Annotated in this window: 24 protein-coding genes; 21 read left to right on the forward strand and 3 right to left on the reverse strand. The window is 51.7% G+C overall.

Annotated features, from left to right (window positions below; genetic code table 11):
* Nucleotides 1-307 precede the first annotated feature (307 nt).
* From mioC to Q4579_RS15970, 21 genes are all read left to right on the forward strand, one after another.
* Entirely contained in the window at nt 308-751 is a 444-nt protein-coding gene (gene mioC / locus Q4579_RS15870) for an FMN-binding protein MioC (protein ID WP_303565602.1), read from the forward strand.
* A 430-nt stretch (nt 752-1,181) separates the two neighbouring features.
* Nucleotides 1,182-3,086, forward strand: coding sequence for a tRNA uridine-5-carboxymethylaminomethyl(34) synthesis enzyme MnmG (gene mnmG, locus Q4579_RS15875; protein WP_303565547.1), 1,905 nt, complete (start codon nt 1,182-1,184; stop codon nt 3,084-3,086).
* Complete coding sequence (rsmG, locus tag Q4579_RS15880) at nt 3,083-3,706, forward strand: 16S rRNA (guanine(527)-N(7))-methyltransferase RsmG (protein WP_303565549.1); 624 nt, start codon at nt 3,083-3,085, stop codon at nt 3,704-3,706. The genes mnmG and rsmG overlap by 4 nt, the downstream gene beginning before the upstream one ends.
* A 17-nt stretch (nt 3,707-3,723) precedes the next feature.
* On the forward strand, nt 3,724-4,518 hold the full coding sequence (locus tag Q4579_RS15885) for a ParA family protein (RefSeq protein WP_303565551.1): 795 nt from the start codon (nt 3,724-3,726) through the stop codon (nt 4,516-4,518).
* A 6-nt stretch (nt 4,519-4,524) separates the two neighbouring features.
* Entirely contained in the window at nt 4,525-5,427 is a 903-nt protein-coding gene (locus tag Q4579_RS15890) for a ParB/RepB/Spo0J family partition protein (protein ID WP_211646693.1), read from the forward strand.
* Nucleotides 5,428-5,604: 177 nt separating this feature from the next.
* Nucleotides 5,605-5,994: a F0F1 ATP synthase subunit I gene (locus tag Q4579_RS15895; protein ID WP_211646694.1), complete on the forward strand. Its 390-nt coding sequence runs from the start codon at nt 5,605-5,607 to the stop codon at nt 5,992-5,994.
* Between the two features lie 8 nt (nt 5,995-6,002).
* Nucleotides 6,003-6,809, forward strand: coding sequence for a F0F1 ATP synthase subunit A (gene atpB, locus Q4579_RS15900; protein WP_211646695.1), 807 nt, complete (start codon nt 6,003-6,005; stop codon nt 6,807-6,809).
* A 67-nt stretch (nt 6,810-6,876) separates the two neighbouring features.
* Nucleotides 6,877-7,134: a F0F1 ATP synthase subunit C gene (gene atpE, locus Q4579_RS15905; protein ID WP_005302247.1), complete on the forward strand. Its 258-nt coding sequence runs from the start codon at nt 6,877-6,879 to the stop codon at nt 7,132-7,134.
* A 50-nt stretch (nt 7,135-7,184) separates the two neighbouring features.
* Nucleotides 7,185-7,655 (forward strand): F0F1 ATP synthase subunit B, encoded by a 471-nt coding sequence (gene atpF / locus Q4579_RS15910; RefSeq protein ID WP_303565552.1) that lies wholly within the window; start codon nt 7,185-7,187, stop codon nt 7,653-7,655.
* 17 nt (nt 7,656-7,672) lie between these two features.
* Nucleotides 7,673-8,206: a F0F1 ATP synthase subunit delta gene (gene atpH, locus Q4579_RS15915; RefSeq protein ID WP_211646697.1), complete on the forward strand. Its 534-nt coding sequence runs from the start codon at nt 7,673-7,675 to the stop codon at nt 8,204-8,206.
* A 16-nt stretch (nt 8,207-8,222) separates the two neighbouring features.
* Nucleotides 8,223-9,764, forward strand: coding sequence for a F0F1 ATP synthase subunit alpha (atpA, locus tag Q4579_RS15920; RefSeq protein WP_211646698.1), 1,542 nt, complete (start codon nt 8,223-8,225; stop codon nt 9,762-9,764).
* Nucleotides 9,765-9,808: 44 nt separating this feature from the next.
* Nucleotides 9,809-10,675 carry a F0F1 ATP synthase subunit gamma gene (gene atpG / locus Q4579_RS15925; RefSeq protein ID WP_303565553.1) on the forward strand — a complete coding sequence of 289 codons (867 nt, stop codon included), beginning with the start codon at nt 9,809-9,811 and terminating at the stop codon, nt 10,673-10,675.
* Between the two features lie 32 nt (nt 10,676-10,707).
* Nucleotides 10,708-12,114, forward strand: a complete 1,407-nt coding sequence (gene atpD, locus Q4579_RS15930) for a F0F1 ATP synthase subunit beta (RefSeq protein WP_211646700.1) — start codon at nt 10,708-10,710, stop codon at nt 12,112-12,114.
* A gap of 17 nt (nt 12,115-12,131) precedes the next feature.
* Nucleotides 12,132-12,554 (forward strand): F0F1 ATP synthase subunit epsilon, encoded by a 423-nt coding sequence (locus Q4579_RS15935; RefSeq protein WP_211646701.1) that lies wholly within the window; start codon nt 12,132-12,134, stop codon nt 12,552-12,554.
* 211 nt (nt 12,555-12,765) lie between these two features.
* Nucleotides 12,766-14,127 (forward strand): bifunctional UDP-N-acetylglucosamine diphosphorylase/glucosamine-1-phosphate N-acetyltransferase GlmU, encoded by a 1,362-nt coding sequence (gene glmU / locus Q4579_RS15940; protein ID WP_303565555.1) that lies wholly within the window; start codon nt 12,766-12,768, stop codon nt 14,125-14,127.
* 169 nt (nt 14,128-14,296) lie between these two features.
* The gene (locus tag Q4579_RS15945) at nt 14,297-15,067 is read left to right on the forward strand and encodes a DeoR/GlpR family DNA-binding transcription regulator (RefSeq protein ID WP_303565557.1); all 771 of its coding nucleotides are present in this window, start codon (nt 14,297-14,299) and stop codon (nt 15,065-15,067) included.
* Between the two features lie 30 nt (nt 15,068-15,097).
* Nucleotides 15,098-16,933 (forward strand): glutamine--fructose-6-phosphate transaminase (isomerizing), encoded by a 1,836-nt coding sequence (gene glmS, locus Q4579_RS15950; protein ID WP_303565558.1) that lies wholly within the window; start codon nt 15,098-15,100, stop codon nt 16,931-16,933.
* Nucleotides 16,934-17,248: 315 nt separating this feature from the next.
* The gene (locus Q4579_RS15955) at nt 17,249-17,629 is read left to right on the forward strand and encodes a helix-turn-helix transcriptional regulator (RefSeq protein WP_211646712.1); all 381 of its coding nucleotides are present in this window, start codon (nt 17,249-17,251) and stop codon (nt 17,627-17,629) included.
* A 362-nt stretch (nt 17,630-17,991) separates the two neighbouring features.
* On the forward strand, nt 17,992-18,918 hold the full coding sequence (locus tag Q4579_RS15960) for a TOMM precursor leader peptide-binding protein (RefSeq protein ID WP_303565559.1): 927 nt from the start codon (nt 17,992-17,994) through the stop codon (nt 18,916-18,918).
* A 40-nt stretch (nt 18,919-18,958) separates the two neighbouring features.
* On the forward strand, nt 18,959-20,272 hold the full coding sequence (locus Q4579_RS15965) for a YcaO-like family protein (RefSeq protein WP_303565560.1): 1,314 nt from the start codon (nt 18,959-18,961) through the stop codon (nt 20,270-20,272).
* 8 nt (nt 20,273-20,280) lie between these two features.
* Nucleotides 20,281-21,117, forward strand: coding sequence for a SagB/ThcOx family dehydrogenase (locus tag Q4579_RS15970; RefSeq protein WP_303565561.1), 837 nt, complete (start codon nt 20,281-20,283; stop codon nt 21,115-21,117).
* Nucleotides 21,118-21,165: 48 nt separating this feature from the next.
* Here Q4579_RS15970 and ilvA read toward each other — a convergent pair whose 3' ends face one another.
* The 3 genes from ilvA to Q4579_RS15985 all read right to left on the reverse strand — a co-directional run bounded on the left by ilvA (nt 21,166) and on the right by Q4579_RS15985 (nt 25,585).
* Nucleotides 21,166-22,719, reverse strand: a complete 1,554-nt coding sequence (gene ilvA, locus Q4579_RS15975; RefSeq protein ID WP_303565562.1) for a threonine ammonia-lyase, biosynthetic — start codon at nt 22,717-22,719, stop codon at nt 21,166-21,168.
* Nucleotides 22,720-22,724: 5 nt separating this feature from the next.
* On the reverse strand, nt 22,725-24,566 hold the full coding sequence (gene ilvD / locus Q4579_RS15980; RefSeq protein ID WP_303565564.1) for a dihydroxy-acid dehydratase: 1,842 nt from the start codon (nt 24,564-24,566) through the stop codon (nt 22,725-22,727).
* A gap of 83 nt (nt 24,567-24,649) precedes the next feature.
* A complete protein-coding gene (locus tag Q4579_RS15985; protein WP_211646718.1) occupies nt 24,650-25,585 on the reverse strand; it encodes a branched-chain amino acid transaminase in 936 nt (311 codons plus the stop codon).
* Between the last annotated feature and the right edge of the window lies 1 nt (nt 25,586).

Below are 25,586 nucleotides of genomic sequence, written 5' to 3' on the forward strand. Positions count from 1 at the left end.
CTGATGAAATATCGGTTGATATGACAGGAGATCCAGGCCTGACAGGGCATTGAAACACAAATGATCCTTGGGATTACCTGTCAACAAGTCCCAGATATTCTGTCGAAAACATGTCAGCCGACAGCTATCCATACTCAGGAAGATGAACATCTATCCACCGGGAAGTTTCATTGGCGTGTCAAGCAAAACGGCCAGCCTGTCCCCCCTCGCTACCATCGTACAGAAAGCACAATATTCCGGGGGTTTTATTCAGATCGATTGCGGGTACAATCCGCTCAACACAGACTATTTTGACAAAGAGGATGCAATGGCCACCATTACCCTGATCACTGGCAGTACCCTCGGCGGGGCCGAGTATGTTGCCGATCATCTGGCCGATATGCTGAGCGAAGCCGGACACCAGACAGACATTGTGAACCAGGCCGACCTGTCCGCGCTGGACCCGGATGGCATCTGGCTGCTGATCTGCTCAACTCACGGCGCCGGTGAGTTTCCGGATAATATTCAGCCTTTCGTAATACAGCTCCGAGAGGAACAGCCATCCCTACAACAGCTGAAATACGGCGTAATTGCCATTGGCGACAGCAGCTACGACACGTTCTGCCAGGCTGGAAAAGATCTTGATCAGTTGCTACAAGACTGCGGCGCTCATCGATTGGGCGAACGACTGGAAATTGATGTGCAACGCGATCCCGTTCCAGAGGATCCAGCGGAAATGTGGCTTGAAACGTGGCTGCCATTCCTGAGCTAAGGCAAATTCAGAGCGGAAATTACTCCCATTTCCGCTTTTTTTCACTTTTCTCTTGTGGATAACTATTGATCTAAACGGTGATCAACCCTTTGTTATCCAATGAACAACTTGATCGCCTTGTTGGCCCTGTGTATAACAAGGCATTTAGATCCCAGCCTTTCCTTATGAAGATCCCGGACACCTCACAAGAAGTGATCCTCCCTAAACGCATGATCATTCGGATCAAAAACCACTTATCCACACGATCGGGGGATCCTAATAGTAGATCCAATAAAAGATCTTCTTTAAAAGATCTTATATATATTTAGGATCTCATCCCCGGATCATTTGATCGAATCAGGGTGATTCTTTCTTGCTCTGAAACAAGGTAGAATATCCCCCCTTTGCTTCTTGCAAATTGACTGGCTAATTGATCACCTGAGGTAGTTTCATGTTTTACCAGGAAAATTTTGATGTCATCGTCGTCGGTGGCGGTCATGCCGGAACGGAAGCCGCACTGGCAGCAGCTCGGATGGGTCAGAAAACCCTGCTGTTGACCCATAATATTGATACGCTGGGTCAGATGTCCTGTAACCCGGCAATCGGCGGGATCGGTAAAGGCCACCTGGTAAAAGAAGTGGATGCCTTGGGTGGTGTCATGGCAACCGCCATCGATAAAGGCGGGATCCAATTCCGGACCCTGAACTCTTCCAAAGGTCCGGCCGTACGCGCCACCCGTGCTCAGGCTGACCGTGCGCTGTATAAAGCCGCCGTCCGTGAAACGCTGGAAAATCAACCCAATCTGATGCTGTTCCAGCAGGCGGTCAACGATCTGATCGTCGAGCAGGATCGTGCTGTGGGTGTGATCACTGAAATGGGACTGAAATTCCGTGCCCGTGCTGTGGTTCTGACGGTGGGGACTTTCCTGGGCGGCAAGATCCATATTGGTCTGGAAAATTACAACGGCGGTCGCGCCGGGGATCCACCCTCGATCGCGCTGGCGGATCGTCTGCGTGCGCTGCCGTTTCGGGTGGATCGCCTGAAAACCGGTACGCCACCACGTATTGATGCCCGCACGGTTGATTTCAGTCAGCTCGAAGCGCAACACGGTGATAACCCGACGCCTGTCTTTTCGTTTATGGGCAAACCCTCGGATCATCCGCGTCAGATCCCTTGTTTTATCACCCATACCAATGAGCAGACGCACGATGTGATCCGCAATAATCTGGATCGCAGCCCGATGTACTCGGGTGTGATCGAAGGGATTGGTCCACGTTATTGTCCGTCGATTGAAGACAAGGTCATGCGCTTTGCGGATAAAAACAGCCACCAGATCTTCATTGAGCCGGAAGGCCTGACGACCCATGAGCTGTATCCGAACGGAATTTCCACCAGTTTGCCGTTTGACGTGCAGATGCAGATCGTCCGTTCGATGAAAGGCTTTGAAAATGCCAGCATCATTCGTCCGGGTTACGCGATTGAATATGATTTCTTCGACCCGCGTGATCTGAAACCAACGCTGGAAACCAAATTTATTGCCGGTCTGTTCTTCGCCGGACAGATCAACGGCACCACAGGCTACGAAGAAGCGGCCGCTCAGGGGCTATTGGCCGGGATGAATGCCGCGCTGCAGTCTCAGGACAAAGATGGCTGGAGCCCGCGTCGTGATCAGGCATATCTGGGCGTGCTGATTGACGACCTGTCAACCATGGGCACCAAAGAACCGTATCGTATGTTTACCTCGCGTGCTGAATATCGTTTGCTGCTGCGGGAAGACAACGCGGATATCCGTCTGACAGAAATCGGCCGTCAGTTCGGTCTGGTAGATGATGCGCGCTGGGCGCGTTTCAATACCAAGATGGCGCATATTGAACAAGAACGTCAGCGTCTGAAGTCGATTTGGATCCACCCGACTTCCGAAGATGCGGCATCGATCAATGACATTTTGAAAACTCCGCTGGTGCGTGAAGCCAACGGTGAAGATCTGCTGCGCCGACCGGAAGTAACCTATACGCAACTGACGGCACAGACATCGTTTGGTCCGGCCCATGAGGATGTGCAGGCCAGCGAGCAGGTCGAAATTCAGGTTAAATACCAGGGCTATATCGACCGCCAGAAAGAAGAGGTGGAAAAATCCCTGCGTCATGAGCAGAGCAAACTGCCAGCCGATCTGGATTACAGCCTGGTGAAAGGATTGTCTAATGAAGTAGTGGCCAAGCTGACGGAAGCGCGCCCGGCCACCATTGGTATGGCGTCCCGGATTTCCGGTGTAACGCCGGCGGCGATTTCACTGTTGCTGGTTTACCTGAAAAAGCAAGGTTTGCTGAAAAAAGGTGACCCGGAGGTGGCCGCGTGAAAGCACGTCTGACGCAGCTGATTGCAAAAACTGAACTCAAGGTCACAGAACAGCAACTTGAGCAACTGGTGGGCTACGTTAGTCTGCTACACAAGTGGAACAAAGCGTATAATCTGACGTCTGTGCGTGATCCCAGTGAAATGCTGGTGAAGCATATTATGGATAGCCTGGTGGTCAGTCCTTATCTGGCATCGGGCACACGCTTTATTGATGTCGGGACCGGCCCTGGTCTGCCTGGCATCCCGCTGGCCATCATGCATCCGGACAAGCAGTTCACATTGCTGGACAGTCTGGGGAAGCGGATCCGATTTATCCGCCAGGTGCTTCATGAACTCAACATCGACAATGTCACACCGGTCCAGAGCCGGGTGGAAGAATTTCAACCGGAACAGGGCTTTGATGCCGTTCTGAGCCGGGCGTTTGCGTCGATGTCTGACATGGTGCACTGGTGCCGTCACCTGCCTATCCAAGGGGGCTATTTTATGGCGCTCAAAGGTCAGGTTGCGGAAGAGGAGCTTGCTGAGCTACCATCCTGGTGTTCTGTGAGTGAGGTCAAATCTTTGCATGTCCCCGAATTGGCGGGGGCGCGTCATTTAGTACTCTTGACGGCAAAGGAATGAATGAACGAGGGTGATTCGTGGGAAAAGTCATAGCTGTTGCCAACCAAAAAGGTGGCGTGGGTAAAACCACGACCTGTGTCAATTTGGCTGCCTCACTGGCCGCAACGCAGCGCAAGGTGCTGGTGGTTGATCTGGATCCTCAGGGCAATGCCACCATGGCCAGCGGTGTGGACAAATACCAGGTTGATGCCACGGCCTATGAGCTTCTGGTCGAAGAAACCCCATTCTCCGAGGTGGTGATCACTGAAAATGCCGGTGGTTACCATCTGGTGGCAGCGAACGGAGACGTGACTGCTGCCGAAATTAAACTCATGGAAGTGTTTGCCCGCGAAGTCCGGCTGCGCACGGCTCTGGCATCGGTCAGAGAATCTTATGATTTCATCTTTATCGATTGCCCGCCGTCGCTGAACCTGCTGACGATCAATGCCATGACTGCCGCCGATTCCGTACTGGTGCCGATGCAGTGTGAATACTTTGCACTGGAAGGCCTGACGGCGCTGATGGATACCATCAGTAAACTGGCCGCCGTGGTGAATCCTGATCTGAGGATAGAAGGCTTGCTTCGCACCATGTATGATCCACGCAATCGGCTGGCGAACGAAGTGTCCCAGCAGTTGAAGAAGCATTTTGGCGACAAGGTTTACCGCACCGTGATCCCACGCAATGTCCGTCTGGCTGAGGCGCCGAGTCACGGCTGTCCGGCGATGTACTACGATAAAACCTCCAGTGGTGCCAAGGCTTACCTGGCCCTGGCCGGAGAGATGATTCGTCGTGAGGAAACTGCGGGTGAATCTGCTCAGGTAGAGGCATAAGCAAACATGACCATGAATAAACGAGGCCTGGGAAAAGGCCTTGATGCACTGCTGGCCACCAGTTCGGTGGCTCGTGAACGACAACAGGCCGCAGAGGCCGTCAGCAAGGAAGAAACGGTACCGGCCGAAGGCGCATTGCGCGATTTGCCGGTCAGTCAGCTGCAACCGGGTCAGTACCAGCCTCGTCAGGATATGTCGGACGAAGCGCTGGCTGAATTAACTGACTCCATCCGTGCGCAAGGGGTGATCCAACCGATCGTGGTTCGCCAGCTCGCACCGCAACAGTATGAAATCATTGCCGGCGAACGTCGCTGGCGGGCATCGCGTCAGGCAGGACTGCAAGTTGTTCCCTGTCTGGTGAAAAACGTGGACGACCGCGCCACCGTGGCGATTGCTCTGATTGAAAACATCCAGCGTGAAGACCTCAATGCCATTGAGGAAGCTCAGGCGCTGGAGCGATTGCAGAATGAATTCTCCCTCACCCATCAGCAAATTGCCGAAGCTGTCGGCAAGTCCCGTGCTGCGGTATCCAACCTGCTTCGTCTGAATCAGTTGGAACCTCAGGTCAAACGGTTGCTGGCCCAGCGTCAGCTGGAAATGGGTCACGCCCGTGCTTTGCTGTCTCTGGTTGCTGAACAGCAACTGGAAGCGGCCCACACCGTCGTGGCTAAATCTCTGACGGTCCGGGATACCGAGCGTTTGGTGAAAAAAATGCTTGCCCCGGCCCCAGAAGTGGCCCCTGCCCCTGTTGATCCCAAAGTTGAAGCGATTGAAAACCGTCTGAGTGAGCATTTCGGCACTCAGGTTGCGATAAATCAAAGCAAGAACGGTAAAGGAAAAATTATTATAAATTTTGACGAACCGCAGAAGTTAGAGCAACTACTGGCAATGTTCAGTTCGGAAGTGTGACGAGTTTCGTACTATTTTTGCCGTAAAAGTAACCACCGCGTGATCGGGATAATGTGTTATAAAATCTAACTGTTTTTTTGCTGTGATTAGATTGCATTCAATTTATTGACCCGTATAATTTTCGCAGTTTTCCCAGCACGACGTATGTGTAGTGGAACGGACTCGAGGAATGAATACATGGTTTCGGCGCTGGTCAGACCGGGACGCCAATTGGCGAAGCGGTTGTTGTTATTACAATCTGGCGTCGTTTTGACAACGGCAATCATGGCAGTGTTTGCTGTCAATGTTGACTGGGGAATCTCTGCACTGATCGGTGGTGGCATTTTTGTGATTGCTAACGCCGCTTTTTCTGTGTGCGCTTTTCTTTATGGCGGGGCGAGTAAGGCCCGTCTGGTGATGGCGTCCATCTACAGTGGAGAAGTGCTGAAAATCCTCATTACAGTCATCTTGTTTTCCCTTGTCTACTTGTATGTCGAGGTGGAACTTGTTCCCCTCAAACTGACCTATTTGCTGGCTCTGGGTATTAATATCTGTGCGCCGGTTTTATTCATTAACAACAACAAATAGGATGAGTTATGGCTGCGCCAGGTGAAGCGCTTACTCCATCCAGTTACATCACTCACCACCTGACTAACTTATCAACCGATAAGCTGGGCCTGGTGGCGGAAGGAAGTTTCTGGGCGGTACACATCGACAGTCTGTTCTTTTCTGTGTTGACTGGTGCAATCTTTTTGGGATTGTTCCGTCTTGCAGCGAAGCAGGCAACCTCAGGGGTGCCGGGTAAGCTACAGTGTTTTGTGGAAATCATGGTGGAATTCGTTGACAACAGTGTCAAAGAAACCTTTCATGGCCGCAACCCGCTGATAGCTCCGCTAGCTCTGACGATCTTCTGTTGGATTTTCCTGATGAACGTCATGGACTTGGTTCCAATCGACTTTCTTCCTTATCCGGCAGAGCATTGGTTGGGTATTCCTTATCTGAAGGTCGTACCATCAGCTGATGTTAACATCACCATGGCAATGGCGCTGGGTGTCTTTGCATTGATGATCTATTACAGCATCAAGATCAAAGGCCTGGGCGGTTTTGCCAAAGAACTGGCATTACACCCGTTCAATCACCCGGTCATGATTCCGTTCAACCTGCTACTGGAAGTAGTTTCGCTGCTGGCGAAGCCTATTTCTCTGGGTATGCGTCTGTTCGGTAACATGTTCGCCGGTGAGGTGGTGTTTATCCTTATCGCGGCACTGATGCCGTGGTGGGCTCAATGGCTGGGCTCGGTTCCGTGGGCAATTTTCCACATCCTGGTCATTACGATTCAATCTTTCGTCTTTATGATGCTGACAATTGTGTACCTGTCTCAGGCACACGAAGACAATCATTAAGACGTAAACAATTTTTAAATTTTTCTTTACTGGCGTTTAGGCCGACAACAATAAACTGGAGATAGTGATGGAAACTTTACTAAGCTTTTCTGCAATTGCCGTGGGCATCATTGTAGGTCTTGCTGCCCTGGGTACTGCGATTGGTTTCGCCCTGCTGGGTGGTAAGTTCCTGGAAGGCGCAGCTCGTCAACCAGAAATGGCGCCAATGCTGCAAGTTAAGATGTTCATCATCGCAGGTCTGCTGGATGCGGTTCCAATGATCGGTATCGTTATCGCTCTGCTATTCACATTCGCAAACCCATTCGTTGGACAACTGGCTGGTTAATCAACGGACGTAAACGGACCCATAGCAACCCTGTTTAAGGAGATGCCGTTGTGAATATGAATGCAACATTGCTGGGTCAGGCTATCGCGTTTTTCCTGTTCGTGGTCTTCTGCATGAAATATGTGTGGCCACCGATCATGGCAGCGATTGAAGAGCGTCAGAAAAAAATTGCTGACGGTTTGGCAGCAGCGGATCGCGCTGCCAAAGATCTGAACCTGGCGCAGGCAAATGCTTCTGATCAACTGAAAGAAGCAAAACGCACTGCAACTGAACTGATTGAGCAAGCCAATAAGCGCAAAGCTCAAATCATCGAAGAGGCCAAAGCGGAAGCGACGGCTGAGCGTGAAAAAATTCTGACTCAAGGTCGTGCTGAAATTGATGCAGAACGAAATCGCGCGCGCGATGAACTACGCAAACAAGTTGCAACTCTGGCTGTGATTGGTGCTGAGAAAATCATCGAGCGTTCTATTGATAAAGACGCTCATGCTGATCTTCTTAACAAAGTCACTGCAGATCTGTAATAGAAGGGGCAAGCAACATGTCTGAACTGACTACTATCGCACGCCCCTACGCTAAAGCAGCCTTTGATTATGCGGTTGAGAAAGGTGAGTTGACCCAGTGGTCTGAAATGCTCACCTTTGCTGCGGAAGTCGCAAACAATGACACCATTCAGGATATCCTGGATGGGGGTTATGCGGCCGACAAGCTGGTGGAAGTATTTATTTCCGTCTGCGGCGAGCAACTCAACGAAGCCGGCCAGAACCTGATTAAGGTGATGGCTGAAAACGGACGTCTGAAAGCACTTCCTGCTGTCTGTACTCAGTTCCTGTTCCTGAAAGACGAACTGGAAAAAACCATCGATGCCACTGTGACCTCTGCGGTTGCGTTGGACGAGGGTCAATTGAGTGCGATCAGCAAGAAGCTGGAAGAGCGTCTGGCGCGTAAGGTTAAGCTGAACTGCAGTGTAGACGAGACCCTGATTGCCGGGGTTGTAATTAGAGCCGGAGACTTAGTCATCGATCAATCAGTGCGCGGCAAACTCGCCCGTCTGAACGATACGTTGCAGTCTTGATTTGGGGAATTGGAGCATGCAACTTAATTCCACGGAAATTAGCGAACTGATCAAGCAGCGAATTGAGAAATTCAGCGTTGCAAGTGAAGCGCGTAACGAAGGTACGATCGTTTCTGTCAGCGATGGTATCATTCGTATCCACGGCCTTGCAGATGTCATGCAAGGTGAAATGATTGAACTACCAGGCGGCCGTTACGCACTGGCACTGAACCTTGAGCGTGACTCGGTTGGTGCAGTTGTGATGGGCCCATATGCTGACCTGCAGGAAGGCATGAAAGTGACCGCAACCGGTCGTATCCTGGAAGTTCCAGTCGGCCCTGCTCTGCTGGGTCGTGTTGTCAACACCCTGGGTGAGCCAATTGATGGTAAAGGCCCAATCGAGAGCGACATCACCTCACCTGTAGAAGTGATCGCACCGGGTGTTATCGACCGTAAATCTGTTGATCAGCCTGTACAGACTGGTTACAAAGCGGTTGACTCGATGATTCCAATCGGCCGTGGCCAGCGTGAGCTGATCATCGGTGACCGTCAGATCGGTAAAACCGCACTGGCGATCGATGCCATCATCAACCAGAAGAACTCTGGTATCTACTCTATCTATGTCGCGATTGGCCAGAAAGCTTCAACCATTGCAAACGTGGTTCGTAAGCTGGAAGAGCACGGCGCACTGAAAAACACCATCGTTGTTGTGGCATCTGCTTCTGAAGCGGCGGCGCTGCAATACCTGGCACCTTATGCTGGTTGTGCCATGGGTGAATACTTCCGTGACCGCGGTGAAGATGCACTGATCGTATACGATGACCTGTCTAAGCAGGCTGTTGCTTACCGTCAGATCTCTCTGCTGCTGCGTCGTCCACCAGGTCGTGAAGCTTTCCCTGGTGACGTTTTCTACCTCCACTCCCGTCTGCTGGAGCGTGCGGCTCGCGTAAGCGAAGAGTACGTCGAAAAGTTCACCAACGGTGAAGTGAAAGGCAAAACCGGTTCTCTGACCGCACTGCCAATCATCGAAACTCAGGCGGGCGACGTTTCTGCGTTCGTACCGACCAACGTGATTTCGATCACCGATGGCCAGATCTTCCTGCAAACTGAGCTGTTCAACGCCGGTATCCGTCCTGCGGTTGACCCAGGTATCTCGGTATCCCGTGTTGGTGGTGCTGCGCAGACCAAGATCATCAAGAAACTGTCTGGTGGTATCCGTACCGCACTGGCTCAGTATCGTGAACTGGCTGCATTCGCACAGTTCTCTTCTGACCTGGATGACGCCACTAAGCGTCAGCTGGACCACGGCCAGAAAGTAACCGAGCTGATGAAGCAGAAGCAGTACTCGCCAATGTCTGTATTTGAGCAGGCGCTGGTGATTTTCTCTGCTGAGAAAGGTTACCTGAAAGATGTTGAGCTGAATAAGCTGGCAGATTTCGAAGCTGCGTTACTGTCTTACGCCAAGAGTCAATTCGCTGAGCTGGTTGCTCAGATTGATGAAACGGGTGCGTGGAACAACGAAGTTGAAGCCCAGTTCGTGAAACTGGTTGAAGATTTCAAAGCGACCCAGACTTGGTAATTGGTTGGTGATCGCAAGCGATCACCAGCTCAAGGAGAGTAACGATGGCCGGCGCAAAAGAGATACGTAACAAGATCGGCAGTGTGAAGAACACTCAGAAGATCACCAAAGCGATGGAGATGGTTGCTGCGTCTAAAATGCGTAAATCGCAAGACGCGATGGAATCATCACGCCCATACGCACAAACAATGCGCAAAGTGATCGGTCATATCGCCCTTGGTAGCCTCGAGTATAAGCATCCTTATCTTGAGGAGCGTGAGGCCAAGCGCGTAGGTTACATCATTGTTTCAACTGACCGTGGTCTGTGTGGTGGCTTGAACGTCAACATGTTCAAACAAGCCATCAACGGCATGAAGTCCTGGTCAGATAAAGGCGCTGAGGTTGAGCTGGCCCTGATTGGGGCGAAAGCGACAGCTTTCTTTAACAACTACGGTGGCCGTGTTGCGGCTCAGGTGACAGGTCTGGGTGACAAGCCTTCTGTCGATGAGCTGATCGGTACTGTGGGTGTGATGCTGAAGAAATATGATGAAGGCCAACTGGATCGTCTGTATCTGGTGTACAACAAGTTTGTGAACACCATGGTACAAGCGCCAGTGATCGATCAATTGCTGCCTTTGCCTAAGTCAGAAGACGAAGAAATGAAACGCAACCACGCTTGGGACTACATTTATGAGCCTGAGCCAAAACCTCTGCTGGATACCCTGCTGGTTCGCTATGTCGAATCTCAGGTCTATCAGGGTGTGGTCGAGAACCTTGCCTGTGAGCAAGCGGCCCGAATGGTTGCGATGAAAGCAGCAACAGATAATGCAGGTAACTTGATTGACGAACTGCAACTTGTGTACAACAAAGCCCGTCAGGCTGCGATCACACAAGAGCTGTCGGAAATCGTTTCTGGTGCCTCCGCTGTTTAAGGCAAAGAATTAATAAGTTTAGAGGATTAACGATGGCTACAGGTAAGATCGTACAGATCATCGGTGCGGTAGTCGACGTAGAGTTTCCACAGGATTCTGTACCCCAGGTATATGATGCCCTGCACGTTGATGCCAAAGAAAAAGGTACCTTGGTACTGGAAGTTCAGCAGCAGCTGGGCGGTGGCGTAGTTCGTGGTATCGCTATGGGTAGTTCTGATGGCCTGCGTCGTGGTCTGACTGTTGAAAACACAGGTCGACCAATTGAAGTACCAGTCGGTACAGCGACTCTGGGACGTATCATGAACGTTCTGGGTCAGCCAATTGACGAGTGTGGTGAGATCGGTGAACAAGAGCGTTACTCAATTCACCGTGCAGCACCAAGCTACGAAGATCAGTCCAACGCAGTTGAACTGCTGGAAACCGGCGTAAAAGTGATTGACCTGGTTTGCCCATTCGCGAAGGGTGGTAAAATCGGTCTGTTCGGTGGTGCGGGTGTTGGTAAGACCGTCAACATGATGGAACTGATCAACAACATCGCCCTGAAACACTCAGGTCTGTCTGTTTTCGCCGGTGTTGGTGAGCGGACGCGTGAGGGTAACGACTTCTACTACGAGATGCAGGAAGCCGGGGTTGTCAACCTGGAAAAACCTGAAGAATCAAAAGTAGCAATGGTTTACGGTCAGATGAACGAGCCACCGGGTAACCGTCTGCGTGTTGCTCTGACTGGCCTGACGATGGCTGAGAAGTTCCGTGATGAAGGCCGTGACGTACTGCTGTTCATCGATAACATCTATCGTTACACCCTGGCCGGTACAGAAGTATCTGCACTACTGGGTCGTATGCCTTCTGCTGTAGGTTATCAGCCGACACTGGCAGAAGAGATGGGTGTGCTTCAGGAGCGTATCACCTCGACGAAGACCGGTTCTATCACTTCCGTACAGGCCGTTTACGTTCCTGCGGATGACTTGACTGACCCATCTCCGGCGACCACGTTTGCCCACTTGGATGCGACTGTTGTACTGTCTCGTCAGATTGCTTCTCTGGGTCTGTACCCAGCGATCGACCCACTGGATTCTACATCTCGTATGCTGGATCCGCTGGTGGTTGGTCAGGAGCACTATGAAATCGCGCGTGGTGTTCAAAGCACCCTGCAGCGTTACAAAGAGCTGAAAGACATCATCGCTATCCTGGGTATGGACGAGTTGTCTGAAGATGACAAGCAAGCGGTTGCCCGTGCACGTAAGATTGAGCGTTTCCTGACTCAGCCTTACCACGTAGCACAGGTATTTACTGGCGACCCGGGTATCTATGTTCCTCTGAAAGATACTCTGCGCAGCTTCAAAGGCCTGCTGGCCGGCGAATACGACGACATTCCAGAGCAGGCATTCATGTACTGCGGCGCGATCGAAGACGCACTGGAAAACGCGAAGAAGCTGTAAGCTGAACAGGAGGCGACATGGCAGCGATAACCTTCCATCTGGACGTAGTAAGCGCAGAGAAACGTTTGTTCTCTGGTCGTGCTGAAAATATCCAGGTGACCGGTAGCGAAGGTGAACTGGGTATTCACGCAGGTCACACCCCGCTGCTGACCGCTATCACGCCAGGAATGGTCCGGATCGTTAAACAAAACGGTGAGGAAGAAGTTATCTACCTCTCCGGCGGTATGCTGGAAGTTCAGCCTGGGGCAGTGACTGTCCTGGCGGATACAGCAATCCGTGGCGTTGATCTGGACGCAGCCAAGGCTGAAGAAGCGAAACGTCAGGCTGAGGAGCGTATCCACAATCAGCACGGCGACATCGACTTCGCGCAAGCGGCCAGTGATCTGGCTAAAGCAATCGCGCAGCTTCGAGTCATCGAGCTGACCAAGCGGAAGCGTTAATCAGGCATCTGAGCAAAAAGCGACCCATCGGGTCGCTTTTTTTATGGCTGCGATTCAGGAAAATCGAAGAAAGACCCGGATAAGCTCACAAAGCGCGCGCCTGCCTGTATGCATTGTGTCAATAATATGCGGCAAAGGCTTATATCCGTCGCAGTGAGCCGATACAATGCTCCAAACTCTTTCCGACATTCATTAGAAGGGACACTGATTCATGAGCTTCAGCGCTGTGATCCTGGCCGCGGGCAAAGGCACCCGCATGTATTCCGCCCTGCCGAAAGTACTCCATACACTGGCAGGCAAGCCAATGGTGAAACATGTCATTGATACCTGCAGTGATGCAGGGGCGGCTAACCTCCATCTGGTCTACGGGCATGGCGGCGATGTCATGCAGGCTCGCCTGGCAGAAGAGCCTGTGAATTGGGTCCTTCAGGCCGAGCAACTGGGGACGGGCCATGCCGTCAATCAGGCTGCCCCTCATTTTGCGGATGATGAGCAGGTCTTGGTGTTGTACGGGGATGTACCGCTGATTACAGGTGAAACGCTGGAAAAGCTGCTGGATGCACAGCCGGTTGGCGGCATCGGCCTGCTGACTGTGGTGCTGGAGGATCCGACGGGCTATGGCCGGATTGTGCGGGAAAACGATGCCGTTGTTGCGATTGTAGAGCAGAAAGACGCGACGGAAGCGCAGAAAGCGATCTGTGAAATTAATACCGGTGTGCTGGTCGCCAATGGCGGTGATCTGAAGCGCTGGCTTGGCCAACTGAAGAACGAGAACGCACAGGGCGAATATTACCTGACTGATATCATTGCCATGGCACACAGTGAAGACCGTCAGATCCAGGCGGTGCATCCGGCGATGGCGGTAGAAGTTGAAGGTGTGAACAACCGCGTTCAGTTGGCGCGTTTGGAGCGGGCTTATCAGTTGATGCAGGCTGAGCGGCTGCTGGAGCAAGGCGTGATGCTGCGTGATCCGGCGCGCTTTGATCTGCGTGGGACGCTGCAGTGCGGTCAGGATGTTGAAATTGACGTCAATGTGGTGATCGAAGGCAATGTAACCCTGGGCAACAATGTTGTGATTGGCGCAGGCTCTGTGCTGATTGACTGTGAAATTGACGACAACAGTCTGGTGCGCCCGTACAGCATTATTGAAGGCGCGACCGTCGGTGAAGATTGCTCTGTGGGGCCGTTTACCCGCCTGCGTCCGGGCGCAGAGCTGGTTGGTGATTCTCACGTCGGTAACTTTGTGGAGATGAAACAGGCCCGTCTGGGGCAGGGTTCGAAAGCCAGTCATCTGACGTACCTGGGCGATGCAGAAATCGGTGCTCGGGTGAATATTGGTGCGGGTACGATTACCTGTAACTACGACGGTGCCAATAAGTTCCGAACCGAAATCGAAGATGATGTATTTGTTGGATCGGATACACAACTGATTGCGCCTGTGAAAATCGGCAAGGGTGCAACCATTGGTGCCGGTGCCACGATTAACCGGGATGTCGGTGAAGGTGAGTTAGTCATTACTCGCGTGCCAGCCCGGACAATTAAAGGCTGGAAACGGCCGGAAAAGAAAAAATAATGATTCTTTCAATCTGAAAAAGCAGCGCTGATGCGCTGCTTTTTTTATCACTACATCCTGCCGCCCTGTCAGATCTCGGTGAAACTTTGCTGGTAATTTCTTGATCTCCATTCTTTTGTTTTGCTATATTTAGTTTCAGTTCGAAACTTAAATTACAAAATAAACTTACATGTCGAAACGAAATACGCAGCAGCGGCGCCACAGTATTGTTGCTCGGGTCAATGAACAGGGCGAAGTCAGTGTCGATGCACTGGCACAACAATTTACCACCTCTGAAGTCACCATCCGTAAAGACTTAGCCGCGCTTGAAAAAGCGGGGTTGCTGCTGCGCCGGTATGGCGGTGCGATTGCGATGCCGTCTGAAATTGTGGCGGCAGGCCACGAACCGGAAGTTTCGATTCGAAAGCTGGCGATTGCCCAGGCTGCTGCCGCCCGGATCCGTGACCATAACCGCATCATCATTGACAGCGGAAGTACGACGGCTGCGCTGATCAGCCTGCTGGGTGACAAGCAGGGTCTGATTGTGATGACGAATTCACTCAATGTCGCCAATGCCCTCAATGAGCTTGAAAATGAGCCGACCCTATTGATGACCGGCGGGACCTGGGACCCCCACTCCGAGGCTTTTCAGGGGCAGGTCGCTGAGTCGGTCTTGCGTTCCTATGATTTTGACCAGTTGTTTATCGGTGCGGATGGCATCGACATCAGTCGCGGAACCACCACTTTCAACGAACTGATTGGTTTGAGCCGGGTCATGGCTGAGGTGTCCCGTGAAGTGGTGGTGATGGTGGAATCCAGCAAGGTCGGTCGTCGGATCCCCAATCTGGAACTGCCGTGGCAGAGCATCAGTACCCTGATCACCGATGACGGTCTGGATCCGGCCGCAAAAGCAGAAATCGAACAACAAGGAGTGCAGGTGATCTGCGCTGCCGTCAACTGATAACAATCTTGAAGTTTGCAGGAGTAAGATATGTGTGGAATCGTTGGTGCTGTCGCACAGCGTGATGTGGCGGGCATTCTGATTGAGGGCCTGCGCCGTCTGGAATACCGGGGATATGATTCAGCCGGTGTCGCGGTTGTGGATTCAGCAAATGCGCTGAGCCGGGTGCGTCGTCTGGGCAAAGTCCAGGAGCTGTCCGATGCTGTGGCTGCCAGTCCGATTGCTGGTGGGACCGGTATTGCACACACCCGGTGGGCGACCCATGGTGTACCGTCTGAAATCAATGCTCACCCGCACATGTCCGGCGACGACATCGCGATTGTGCACAATGGCATCATCGAGAACCATGAGCCGCTGCGTGCATTACTGACAGAGCGGGGCTACACCTTTGTGTCGCAGACCGATACCGAAGTGATCGCTCACCTGGTGGATTGGGAACTGCGTCGCGCTGAAACGCTGCTGGAAGCGGTTCAGAAAACCGTGACACAACTGGAAGGTGCTTACGGGACTGTGGTGATGGACCGTCGCGATCCGAGCCGGATTGTCGTCGCCCGCTCCGGTAGCCCGCTGGTGATCGGCTATGGGGTCGATGAGCATTTTGTGGCTTCTGATCAGCTGGCCCTACTGCCGGTGACCCGTCGCTTTGCATTCCTTGAAGAAGGTGATGTGGCTGAGGTGACGCGTTTTGAAGTGACTATTTTCGACAAAAACGGCGAAGCCGTTGAACGCGAAATTAAAGAATCTGAAGTTTCCCATGACGCCGGTGATAAGGGTCAGTACCGCCATTACATGCTGAAGGAAATTTACGAGCAGCCGATTGCCCTGCAACGCACCATGGAAGGCCGTTTGCAGAACGGTAAAGTGCTGGCATCCGCCTTTGGTGAAGGTGCGGAAGCTCTGCTTCAGAAAGTGAAACACGTTCAGATCATTGCCTGCGGGACCAGCTACCATGCCGGTCTGGTGGCGCGTTACTGGCTGGAGCAGTGGGCGGGTGTGTCCTGTAATGTGGAAATCGCCTCTGAATTCCGCTATCGCAAGTCTCATGTGTTCGACAACAGCTTGCTGGTCACACTGTCTCAGTCCGGCGAAACCGCAGATACGCTGGCAGCCCTGCGTCTGGCGAAAGAAATGGGTTACATGGCCAGCCTGACGATCTGTAACGTGCCGGGCTCGTCGCTGGTGCGTGAATCCGATCTGGCTTACATGATGAAAGCCGGTGCAGAAATCGGGGTCGCTTCGACCAAAGCCTTTACTGTTCAGCTGGCTGGTCTGCTGATGCTGGTGGGTGCGATTGGCCGCGGCAATCAGACTATGGATGCGGCTCAGGAAACTCAGCTGGTTTCGGCACTGCAAAGCCTGCCATCCAAAATTGAGCAGACGCTGGCGATGGCTGATGACATTGAAGCCCTGGCGGAAGATTTTGCCGATAAGCATCATGCCCTGTTCCTGGGGCGGGGTGAGCAATCACCAATCGCCATGGAAGGTGCGCTGAAGCTGAAAGAAATTTCTTACATTCACGCGGAAGCTTATGCTGCGGGTGAACTCAAGCACGGTCCACTGGCACTGATCGATGCGGATATGCCGGTGATTGTGGTTGCGCCGAATAACGAACTGTTGGAGAAACTGAAGTCGAATGTGGAAGAAGTACGTGCCCGTGGCGGCCTGATGTATGTGTTTGCAGATGTGAATGCCCACTTCGCCAGTGACGACACCATGACGGTACTCAACGTACCGCACTGTGACGAATTCATCGCACCGATCCTCTACACCCTGCCGTTGCAGCTGCTGTCTTATTATGTGGCTCTGATCAAAGGCACAGATGTGGACCAGCCGCGTAACCTGGCCAAGTCGGTGACTGTCGAGTAAGACAGACACCCTTGTCTTAGCCCTAAGAATCAGGCGTCATTTATGGCGCCTGAATTCGTTTTCCGCTCCGCCCCGATCCTCAACGTCTATGATTGACTACAGAAGTGACGTTTTTATTCGCGAAATCAGACGTTTCGCTGCGCCCCTTCCGGTTTTGCATTGCACTTTGCAATGCAGGATCCAGCGTTGCTGTTAAAGCGCTGAAAATCAAATAAAAAATAAAAACGCCAGAGTTGGCTGAAATTATGCTGGCCTAGAGTCAGTTTAGATTGCAGTTCTATTTGCAGTTCTGTTGCAGTGGTGGTGGAGGTATTGATGACAGATCCGAAATCGAAAATTGCCTCGCGGATTAAGGAAGCGCGGGAGTGGAAGGGACTGACACAGGTTCATATGGCCCAGCAGCTGGGGGTGGCACGACAAACCTATCTGGATTTGGAAACGGGAAAAACTGAACCCAAGGTGCGTTTGCTCTCAGCGATTTCAGAAATTACAGAGCGGCCGCTCACCTGGTTTGTTTACGGGGATGAGGGGCTGGAGATTCTGGAAAGTGAATACAAAGAAGAAATCGACCGGTTATTGCAGTATTTCAGTCGCCTGCCTCATTCGGCCCGCAACGTAATTTTGCAGCAGAGTATTAATCTGGCCGGCTTTATGGCGGAGTACACCCGGGCTTTGACGCAGAAGGATAAGCATTAGCACAAGTGAGTGCCTTGATGATATCGCGCATCAGCATGAGTCTTGAAGGCACGCCTGTTTAAATTTTGTTTCGTTTTTGTTTATTGATTGTTTTGTTATCGTTTAAGATTGATTAAGATGTTTCTCGATGTGCAACCTGTACAGTATGGAGGAAACATGAAATCAATGAAGTTGAAAATTTACAATTCATCTGAGCGTAAGAAGAATGTTGTGAACAAATTAGCAGGCACTGCAGGCCGTTGCTGCTGTGCTTGTATCATGCCACAGGGTTAACCTGAGGCTATGGTTCATTCAATGCCTGGGTAAATTTATGTTTATTCAGGCATTTTTTATTTAACGAACAGATGAATGACATTTGACGTATGTATACAGACGGTTATTTTCTATCCCCCTCAGTTGTCATTACAAAAGTATCAGACAATAAAGTACAAATTGCTGATCATATCAATGAGTTTACGATTGAAGATCAAAATGCAGCATTTGATGAACTGATTCATCTGATACGCACGCCAGGGTTTACGCTGATTGATTTGGAACAATCAGCACAGCATGAAGTGATTCATGAAATTTTTTCATTCATGCTGTCATTTGGGTTCATCCAGCAGGGAAAAATCTTGAGTAAAGAAGCGCTGCATGCGGATATAAAGACGATACAGCTGATGAATACTCCAGATGACTTAAAATTAACTGCATTGAATAAGAAAGCTGTTAATCTGTATGGCTCAGGTTATCTGTTTGACCGGGTATATGATGAGTTGAATCGTATGGCATATTCTATTCAGAACAACCCGAGTTCGGATAGATTAGAATCGTCTTTAATTGTCGTGTGCTCTGATAGTGATGATGCTTCATATTTTTCAGAATTAAATCAGCTTTCATTTGAAAATGCGCTACCCGTATTATTCGCATCAATAGATAAATCTGATGTTAGGATTGGGCCTTTAGTCATTCCTGAACAATCAAGTTGTTATCAATGTCTTTTGAATAGAATGCTGCCAAATATAAAGTATAAGCAAGAGTTTGATGGGAAGTTTAGCCAGAAAAATGTCATGTTGAAAAGGCAGGCGGAACCACAAATGTATGCTATGTATACCGCTTTTCATGTCATCTCTCAAATCGTTAAATTCAATCATGGTGTGTTTGATTTGTGTTTATTGAATGAGGTTTTGGATGTCAATTTGATTGATTATGATTTGGATGTCAGACCTGTTCTTAGGGATCCTAAGTGTCAATGTTGTTACCAAAAACAACACCAATCTCCCAAAAAGGCCGCACGCGCATTAATTTAGTGATGATATTCATACATTATCCTGGGGGGTTAATCATAAGATGAATTATCAACTTTCAAATCAGATTAAGCATGTCCTGCATCGCTTGGTTGATCAGAAAGCCGGAGTCATCACGACATTAATTGAAGTTCCTTTACAGGCAACGGAGTCAGGGATATTTATTTTTTCTGCTCAGTGTACCGATATTAATGTGGTGAACGACCATGAAAACTGGGTTGCACAGGAAACAATTTTAGCATCTGGTGCCTCATTTGATCGGGAGCAGGCATTGTGGTCAACACTTGGTGAAGCTTGTGAGCGGTATATGGGATTTCAGTTCGATTTGACTGCACTGACTTGGGCCAGCCAGGAACAACTTGGCATGGATGCAGTTCCGCTGAACCATTTTGTTGGCTTTAGCGATTTACAATATGCGCGTGATGACTTTCATTTTCGAAGCCCGGAAGAAAAAAAACATTTATTTTGGGTGAAGGGTCAATCACTGACGAACCCAGAGGAAAAGTATTTACCTGCGCAAAAAGTCTATCTTGGTTTTCCCAGTCATCAATACCATGAAGTGTTTTTTCCTCAAGTCAGTACGGGTCTTGCGGCTGGGAAAGAGATTACACATGCCGTTTTGGGGGGAGTGAAAGAAGTGATTGAGCGAGACGCTTTTAGCTGTCATTGGTTATTGCGCCGCTCACCCGAGCAAATTCCATTGCAGCGAGTCTTTCAGAAAATCCCTGCGATTGAGCGTCTTATCGCTCATCGGGATTGTGATATCTTTTTACTCTCGATGCCCACTGAGATTCCTATCCCCTGTGTATTATGCGCAATTGTTCTTCCAGGACAATCGGGCTTAGCTTTGGGGATGGCATGCAATGTCAACGGATTCGCTGCGATCGAAAAGGCGGTCGTTGAAGCATGCCACACGCTGAACTGGGTATTAGAGATGAAGCGAGATGGTTTAACAAGCGATGATCGGGAATCCGTAACAAATTTTGAGCAGCATGTGCGGTTTTATTTTGAACCAAAACACCATAAGAATCTCAGTTTTTTATTTTCTGGATCAGAGGTTTCCCCCGGTTGGTTTGAAGAACACGATCGTTCTTTTTCCTGTGAACGTGCAGAGCTGGATTACATTACTGAAAAGCTAATATCCAATCAGGTGGATGCTTATTATGTTGATATAACTCAGCCTGATTTTTCAGCATTAAATATACATACAGTTCGTGTCATTGCACCACAACTACAGCCTTTGCATGTTGGGTTCGGTATGGAATATTTGGATGAGAAAAGGCTGAGGCAATTTGCTGACTTTCACCGAATGGATTTTCCAAATGATATCAACTGTGAGCCTCATCCATTTCCTTAAGGAAAGTTATGTCCCAGCTTAAGAGAAAATCAAAAATATTATTTCATGAATCGCACTGGGCTGATTCCTATGCGGCTTATTTTCACGAAAATACAAAATATACGCCCGCAGTACTCGCTAAAACACGGGCTCGTGTGAGTGAATATTTATCAGAACCTAGATTTTTATTGGAAACAACGCGAAATCATAAGGAATATCTGAAAGAACGGGCGATTCAACTGCAGAGTTCAGAACCAAAATATCTGGATTTAAAGGCATTGATGGCGACTCGTCGATCGACTCGTACCTTTTCCGGCCAGTCAATATTATTGGATGATCTTGTGAATCTGTTGGGGTGGTCTGCTGGCAGCTCTGGGATTCAATCTTTTCAAGGCATGGATCAACAAGACGTTGTTCATTTACGAAGTTATCCATCCGGAGGCGGCCTTTATCCCTGTGAAGTTTATTTCATTGCCCTGAATGTTCAGGGGCTGGCGAAGGGTATTTATCATTATCAGACACAGACTCATGTGCTCAATCCTGTGGCACATTTGCCTGCTCCGGCTGTATTGTCGGATGCATTTATGGCGCAAGATCTGATTGATCAGATCGCAGGGATTGTCGTCATCACTTCTATTTTTGAGCGATGTTGTACCAAATATGGAGAGCGGGGGTACAGGCTGGCTTTGCTTGAGGCGGGACACATCATGCAGAATATGTTGTTGTCTGCAGAGGCACAGGATCTTGGCGCTCTAAGTTGGGGCGGCTTTATGGATAATACTGTCAGTGAAATGCTTCATGTATCGGTCTTGGAAGAGCCACCGATTCATTGTGCTTTTCTGGGAAGTAAAGCCGTTGAAATTTAGTGGAATCACTCCCCAGCTCATGTCACGAGCGTGGCTGGGGAGCTGTTGTTATTGCGCCAGGAAAAACTTGTAGGCCGGATTTTCGGTTTCGTCTTTCCACTGGTAGCCCAGCTCACGCAGGTGGCTGGTGAAGGACAGCAAATCGTGTTCTTCCAGTTCAAAGCCACATAACACGCGGCCATAATCCGCGCCATGGTTGCGGTAATTGAACAGGCTGATGTTCCAGTGCGTACCCAGCGTGGTCAGGAATTTCAGCAGCGCTCCCGGATATTCCGGAAACTCGAAACTGTACAGACGTTCCTGAAGGGGCTTGGAGGGTCGTCCGCCGATCATGTAGCGCACATGGACTTTCGCCATTTCATCATCAGACAGATCGACCACTGGATAGCCGCCCTTGCGCAGATCTGTAATGATGCTGTCCAGCTCTTCCTGACCTTGCAGTAAACGGACCCCGACAAACACATTGGCCAGCGTATCGTCGTTATAACGATAGTTGAACTCCGTGACGGCCCGTCCGCCCAGCAGGTGGCAGAAATCGAGGAAAGCCCCCGGCCGCTCAGGTACAGTGACCGCCAGCAGCCCTTCCCGCTTCTCACCCAGCTCGCAACGCTCCGACACATAACGCAGGCCATGAAAGTTCAGGTTGGCCCCAGACAGAATCGAGGCCAGCTGTTTGTCTTTGAGGCGGTACTGCTCGCTGTATTTTTTCAGGCCAGCCAGCGACAGCGCGCCGGACGGTTCGGCAATGGCACGGGTATCTTCAAAGATATCTTTCACCGCCGCGCAAATCTCATCACTGCTGACGGTGATCACATCATCCAGATACTGCTGGCACAGCCGGAAAGTTTCATCCCCGATCCGCTTCACGGCGACACCATCGGCAAACTGCCCGACCTGATCCAGCGTCACCGGCTCGCCGGCATCCAGTGCTGCCCGCAGGCAGGCGGAATCTTCGGCTTCCACGCCAATGATTTTAATTTCCGGCATCAGCTGTTTCAGCAGGACGGAAACGCCTGCCGCCAGACCGCCACCACCGACCGGCACGAAGACATAGTCGAGATGGCCGTTTTGCTGCACCAGCTCAATGCCGATGGTGCCCTGCCCGGCAATGACGGCCGGGTGGTCAAACGGCGGTATGAAGGTATAGCCGTGCTGCTCAGCGAGCGCAATGGCGTGGCCTTTGGCTTCGTCAAAGTTACTGCCATGCAGAACGACCTGGCCGCCAAAACTTCTGACGGCATCGACCTTGATATCCGGCGTGGTCCGCGGCATCACGATAATGGCCTGGACGCCCAGTTGCTGGCCCGACAGCGCCAGCCCCTGTGCATGGTTACCAGCCGAAGCGGCAATCACCCCGGCCTGACGCTGGGCCGCAGTCAGCTGGACCATCATGTTGTAGGCCCCGCGCAGTTTGAATGAGTGCACTGGCTGACGGTCTTCGCGTTTGATCTGGATTCGGTTGCCAAATCGTTTGGAGAGCCGTTCCATGTCCTGTAACGGGGTGACCTGCGCCACCTCGTAAACCGGCGCACGCAGCGTCTCCCGCAGATAGTCAGCGCCGCTGAGAAAGGCCGCGGCACTGGCCTGTGTCACCTCACTCATCATCTTTATCCTTCCAGTTTGGATTTATCCCGGACCGCACCTTTGTCTGCGCTGGTGGCCAGATTGGCATAAGCACGCAGGGCAAATGATACGGTGCGCTGGCGATCCACGGGCTTCCAGCCGCGTGCATTGGCCGCTTCACGGCGCTTGGCCAGTGTTGCCTCATCGACTTTCAGCTCGATACTGCGATTCGGAATGTCGATGGCCACGCAGTCCCCGTCTTCAATCAGACCAATGGTGCCGCCGTTAGCAGCTTCCGGAGAGACGTGACCAATCGACAGGCCGCTGGTGCCGCCCGAGAAACGACCATCGGTGATCAGGGCGCAGTCCTTGCCCAGTCCCATCGACTTGAGATAGGTGGTCGGATACAGCATTTCCTGCATGCCCGGACCGCCTTTCGGGCCTTCGTAGCGGATAATGACCACATCACCGGCTTTGACTTTGCCGCCCAGAATGCCTTCTACCGCGGTTTCCTGACTTTCAAATACCACAGCCGGGCCTTCAAAGGTCAGGCAGCTTTCATCCACACCGGCGGTTTTGACGATACAACCGTCGACGGCCATATTGCCGGACAGCACTGCCAGACCTCCGTCCTGACTGAAGGCGTGTTCTTGATTGCGGATACAGCCGTTGTCGCGGTCGTCATCCAGCGTGTCCCAGCGACAGTCCTGTGAGAAGGCCTGCGTGGTACGGATCCCGGCGGGGCCAGCGCGGAAAAAGGAGCGTACAGCATCGGAATCGGTCTGTTTGATATCGTATTGTGTCAGCGCCTGAGCCAGCGTCATGCCCAGCACGTTCGGGACATCATTGTGTAGCAGTCCGGCCCGATCCAGTTCACCCAGAATGCCGTACACACCGCCTGCGCGGTGAACGTCTTCCATGTGATATTTCTGGGTTGAGGGGGCGACTTTACACAGGTGGGGCACCTTGCGTGACATCCGGTCGATATCATCCATGGTGAAATCAATCTCACCTTCCTGCGCGGCTGCCAGCAGGTGCAGGACCGTATTGGTTGAGCCGCCCATGGCGATATCCAGCGCCATTGCATTCTCAAAGGCTTTCTTGCTGGCGATATTTCGCGGCAGGACACTGGCATCGTCCTGTTCATAGTAGCGCTTGGTCAGACCGACAATGCGCTGACCTGCGGTAATAAACAGTTCTTTTCGATCGGCATGGGTGGCCAGACAAGAACCGTTCCCCGGCTGACTCAGGCCCAGCGCTTCGGTCAGGCAGTTCATGGAGTTGGCGGTGAACATCCCGGAACAGGATCCGCAGGTCGGACAGGCCGAGCGTTCGATCTGCTCGCTTTGTTCGTCTGACACTTTGGGATCTGCGCCCTGGATCATGGCATCGACCAGATCCAGTTTGAGGATCTGATCCGACAGTTTGGTCTTGCCGGCTTCCATCGGGCCGCCGGACACAAAGATCACCGGAATATTGAGGCGCATGGCGGCCATCAGCATCCCCGGCGTGATTTTGTCACAGTTGGAGATGCACACCATGGCATCCGCACAGTGTGCGTTGACCATGTATTCCACGGAATCGGCGATCAGTTCACGGGACGGCAGGGAATAAAGCATGCCACCATGGCCCATGGCGATGCCGTCATCCACGGCAATGGTGTTGAATTCTTTGGCAATCCCACCGGCCTTTTCAATTTCGGCTGCCACCAGCTGACCAAGATCTTTCAGGTGGACGTGGCCCGGTACAAACTGGGTGAAGGAGTTCACAACGGCGATGATGGGTTTGCCAAAATCTTCATCTTTGACTCCGGTGGCACGCCACAGGGCGCGGGCACCGGCCATGTTTCGGCCGTGGGTGGTGGTGGCGGAACGATACTTAGGCATAACGTGAAATTCCTTTTTGAGCCGCCGGTTGCTGTTGGCGAAACCGGCGGGACATTGCTGTGTTTGCGTTCTTATAGTGTGGCTTATTTTTCGGCTGGGTAGACTGGATCCAGCCAGCCCCATTTGTCTTCGGTCTGGCCGTTGAACAGCCCGAAGAATGCCGCCTGAACTTTTTCGGTAATTGGGCCGCGTTTGCCCTCACCCACGGTGATCTGATCCACGCTGCGTACCGGCACGATTTCTGCGGCTGTCCCCGTCATGAAGATCTCATCAGCCAGATACAGCGCTTCACGGGCGATATTTTCTTCGCGGATTGTATAGCCCATTTCGGTCGCCAGCGTCACGATGGCATCGCGGGTGATGCCCGGCAGAATGGCGCTGGTGGCCGGCGGTGTGGAAATCACACCATTGCGGATCACAAAGATGTTTTCCCCGGCCCCTTCGGAGAGGTACCCCCGTACATCGAGGGCGATGCCTTCGGCGTAACCGTGACGGCGGGCTTCACCACCCACCAGCAGCGAAGACAGGTAATTGCCGCCTGCTTTGGCCGCGGTCGGAATCGTGTTCGGTGCAGCGCGGTTCCAGCTGGAAACCATGGCATCCACACCGCTGGCCAGTGCTTCCTCACCCAGATAAGCGCCCCAGGAGAAGGCCGCAATGATGAGATCCATTTCCGTTCCGTTTGGCGGACAAACCCCCAGACCGACGTTCGGGACATAACCCAGCGGACGGATATAAGCCGAGCTTAACTTGTTGGCGCGCAGGGTCTCGCGGCAGGCTTCCATCAGTTCGTCTACGGTGTATGGGATCGGGAAGCGATAGATTTTGGCGGAATCTTTCAGGCGCTCCATGTGCTCGCGGTGGCGGAAAACCACAGGGCCATTCGGTGTATCGTAGCAGCGGATCCCTTCAAAAACAGAAGTACCATAATGCAGAGCGTGGGTCAGAACGTGGACTTTCGCATCCTGCCAGGGAACCATTTCACCGTTGAACCAAATGTAGTCTGCTGTGTTAGCCATT

The organism is Photobacterium sp. 1_MG-2023 (assembly GCF_030547945.1).
Taxonomy (GTDB): Bacteria; Pseudomonadota; Gammaproteobacteria; order Enterobacterales; family Vibrionaceae; genus Photobacterium.

Bases quoted from the DNA above. Each gene is read 5' to 3' on its own strand.
- mioC (WP_303565602.1), top strand. From the start codon at position 308: ATGGCCACCATTACCCTGATCACTGGCAGTACCCTCGGCGGGGCCGAG.
- mnmG (WP_303565547.1), top strand. From the start codon at position 1,182: ATGTTTTACCAGGAAAATTTTGATGTCATCGTCGTCGGTGGCGGTCAT.
- Q4579_RS15890 (WP_211646693.1), top strand. From the start codon at position 4,525: ATGACCATGAATAAACGAGGCCTGGGAAAAGGCCTTGATGCACTGCTG.
- Q4579_RS15895 (WP_211646694.1), top strand. From the start codon at position 5,605: ATGGTTTCGGCGCTGGTCAGACCGGGACGCCAATTGGCGAAGCGGTTG.
- atpB (WP_211646695.1), top strand. From the start codon at position 6,003: ATGGCTGCGCCAGGTGAAGCGCTTACTCCATCCAGTTACATCACTCAC.
- atpE (WP_005302247.1), top strand. From the start codon at position 6,877: ATGGAAACTTTACTAAGCTTTTCTGCAATTGCCGTGGGCATCATTGTA.
- atpH (WP_211646697.1), top strand. From the start codon at position 7,673: ATGTCTGAACTGACTACTATCGCACGCCCCTACGCTAAAGCAGCCTTT.
- atpA (WP_211646698.1), top strand. From the start codon at position 8,223: ATGCAACTTAATTCCACGGAAATTAGCGAACTGATCAAGCAGCGAATT.
- atpG (WP_303565553.1), top strand. From the start codon at position 9,809: ATGGCCGGCGCAAAAGAGATACGTAACAAGATCGGCAGTGTGAAGAAC.
- atpD (WP_211646700.1), top strand. From the start codon at position 10,708: ATGGCTACAGGTAAGATCGTACAGATCATCGGTGCGGTAGTCGACGTA.
- Q4579_RS15935 (WP_211646701.1), top strand. From the start codon at position 12,132: ATGGCAGCGATAACCTTCCATCTGGACGTAGTAAGCGCAGAGAAACGT.
- glmU (WP_303565555.1), top strand. From the start codon at position 12,766: ATGAGCTTCAGCGCTGTGATCCTGGCCGCGGGCAAAGGCACCCGCATG.
- Q4579_RS15945 (WP_303565557.1), top strand. From the start codon at position 14,297: ATGTCGAAACGAAATACGCAGCAGCGGCGCCACAGTATTGTTGCTCGG.
- glmS (WP_303565558.1), top strand. From the start codon at position 15,098: ATGTGTGGAATCGTTGGTGCTGTCGCACAGCGTGATGTGGCGGGCATT.
- Q4579_RS15955 (WP_211646712.1), top strand. From the start codon at position 17,249: ATGACAGATCCGAAATCGAAAATTGCCTCGCGGATTAAGGAAGCGCGG.
- Q4579_RS15960 (WP_303565559.1), top strand. From the start codon at position 17,992: ATGTATACAGACGGTTATTTTCTATCCCCCTCAGTTGTCATTACAAAA.
- Q4579_RS15965 (WP_303565560.1), top strand. From the start codon at position 18,959: ATGAATTATCAACTTTCAAATCAGATTAAGCATGTCCTGCATCGCTTG.
- Q4579_RS15970 (WP_303565561.1), top strand. From the start codon at position 20,281: ATGTCCCAGCTTAAGAGAAAATCAAAAATATTATTTCATGAATCGCAC.
- ilvA (WP_303565562.1), bottom strand. From the start codon at position 22,719: ATGAGTGAGGTGACACAGGCCAGTGCCGCGGCCTTTCTCAGCGGCGCT.
- ilvD (WP_303565564.1), bottom strand. From the start codon at position 24,566: ATGCCTAAGTATCGTTCCGCCACCACCACCCACGGCCGAAACATGGCC.
- Q4579_RS15985 (WP_211646718.1), bottom strand. From the start codon at position 25,585: ATGGCTAACACAGCAGACTACATTTGGTTCAACGGTGAAATGGTTCCC.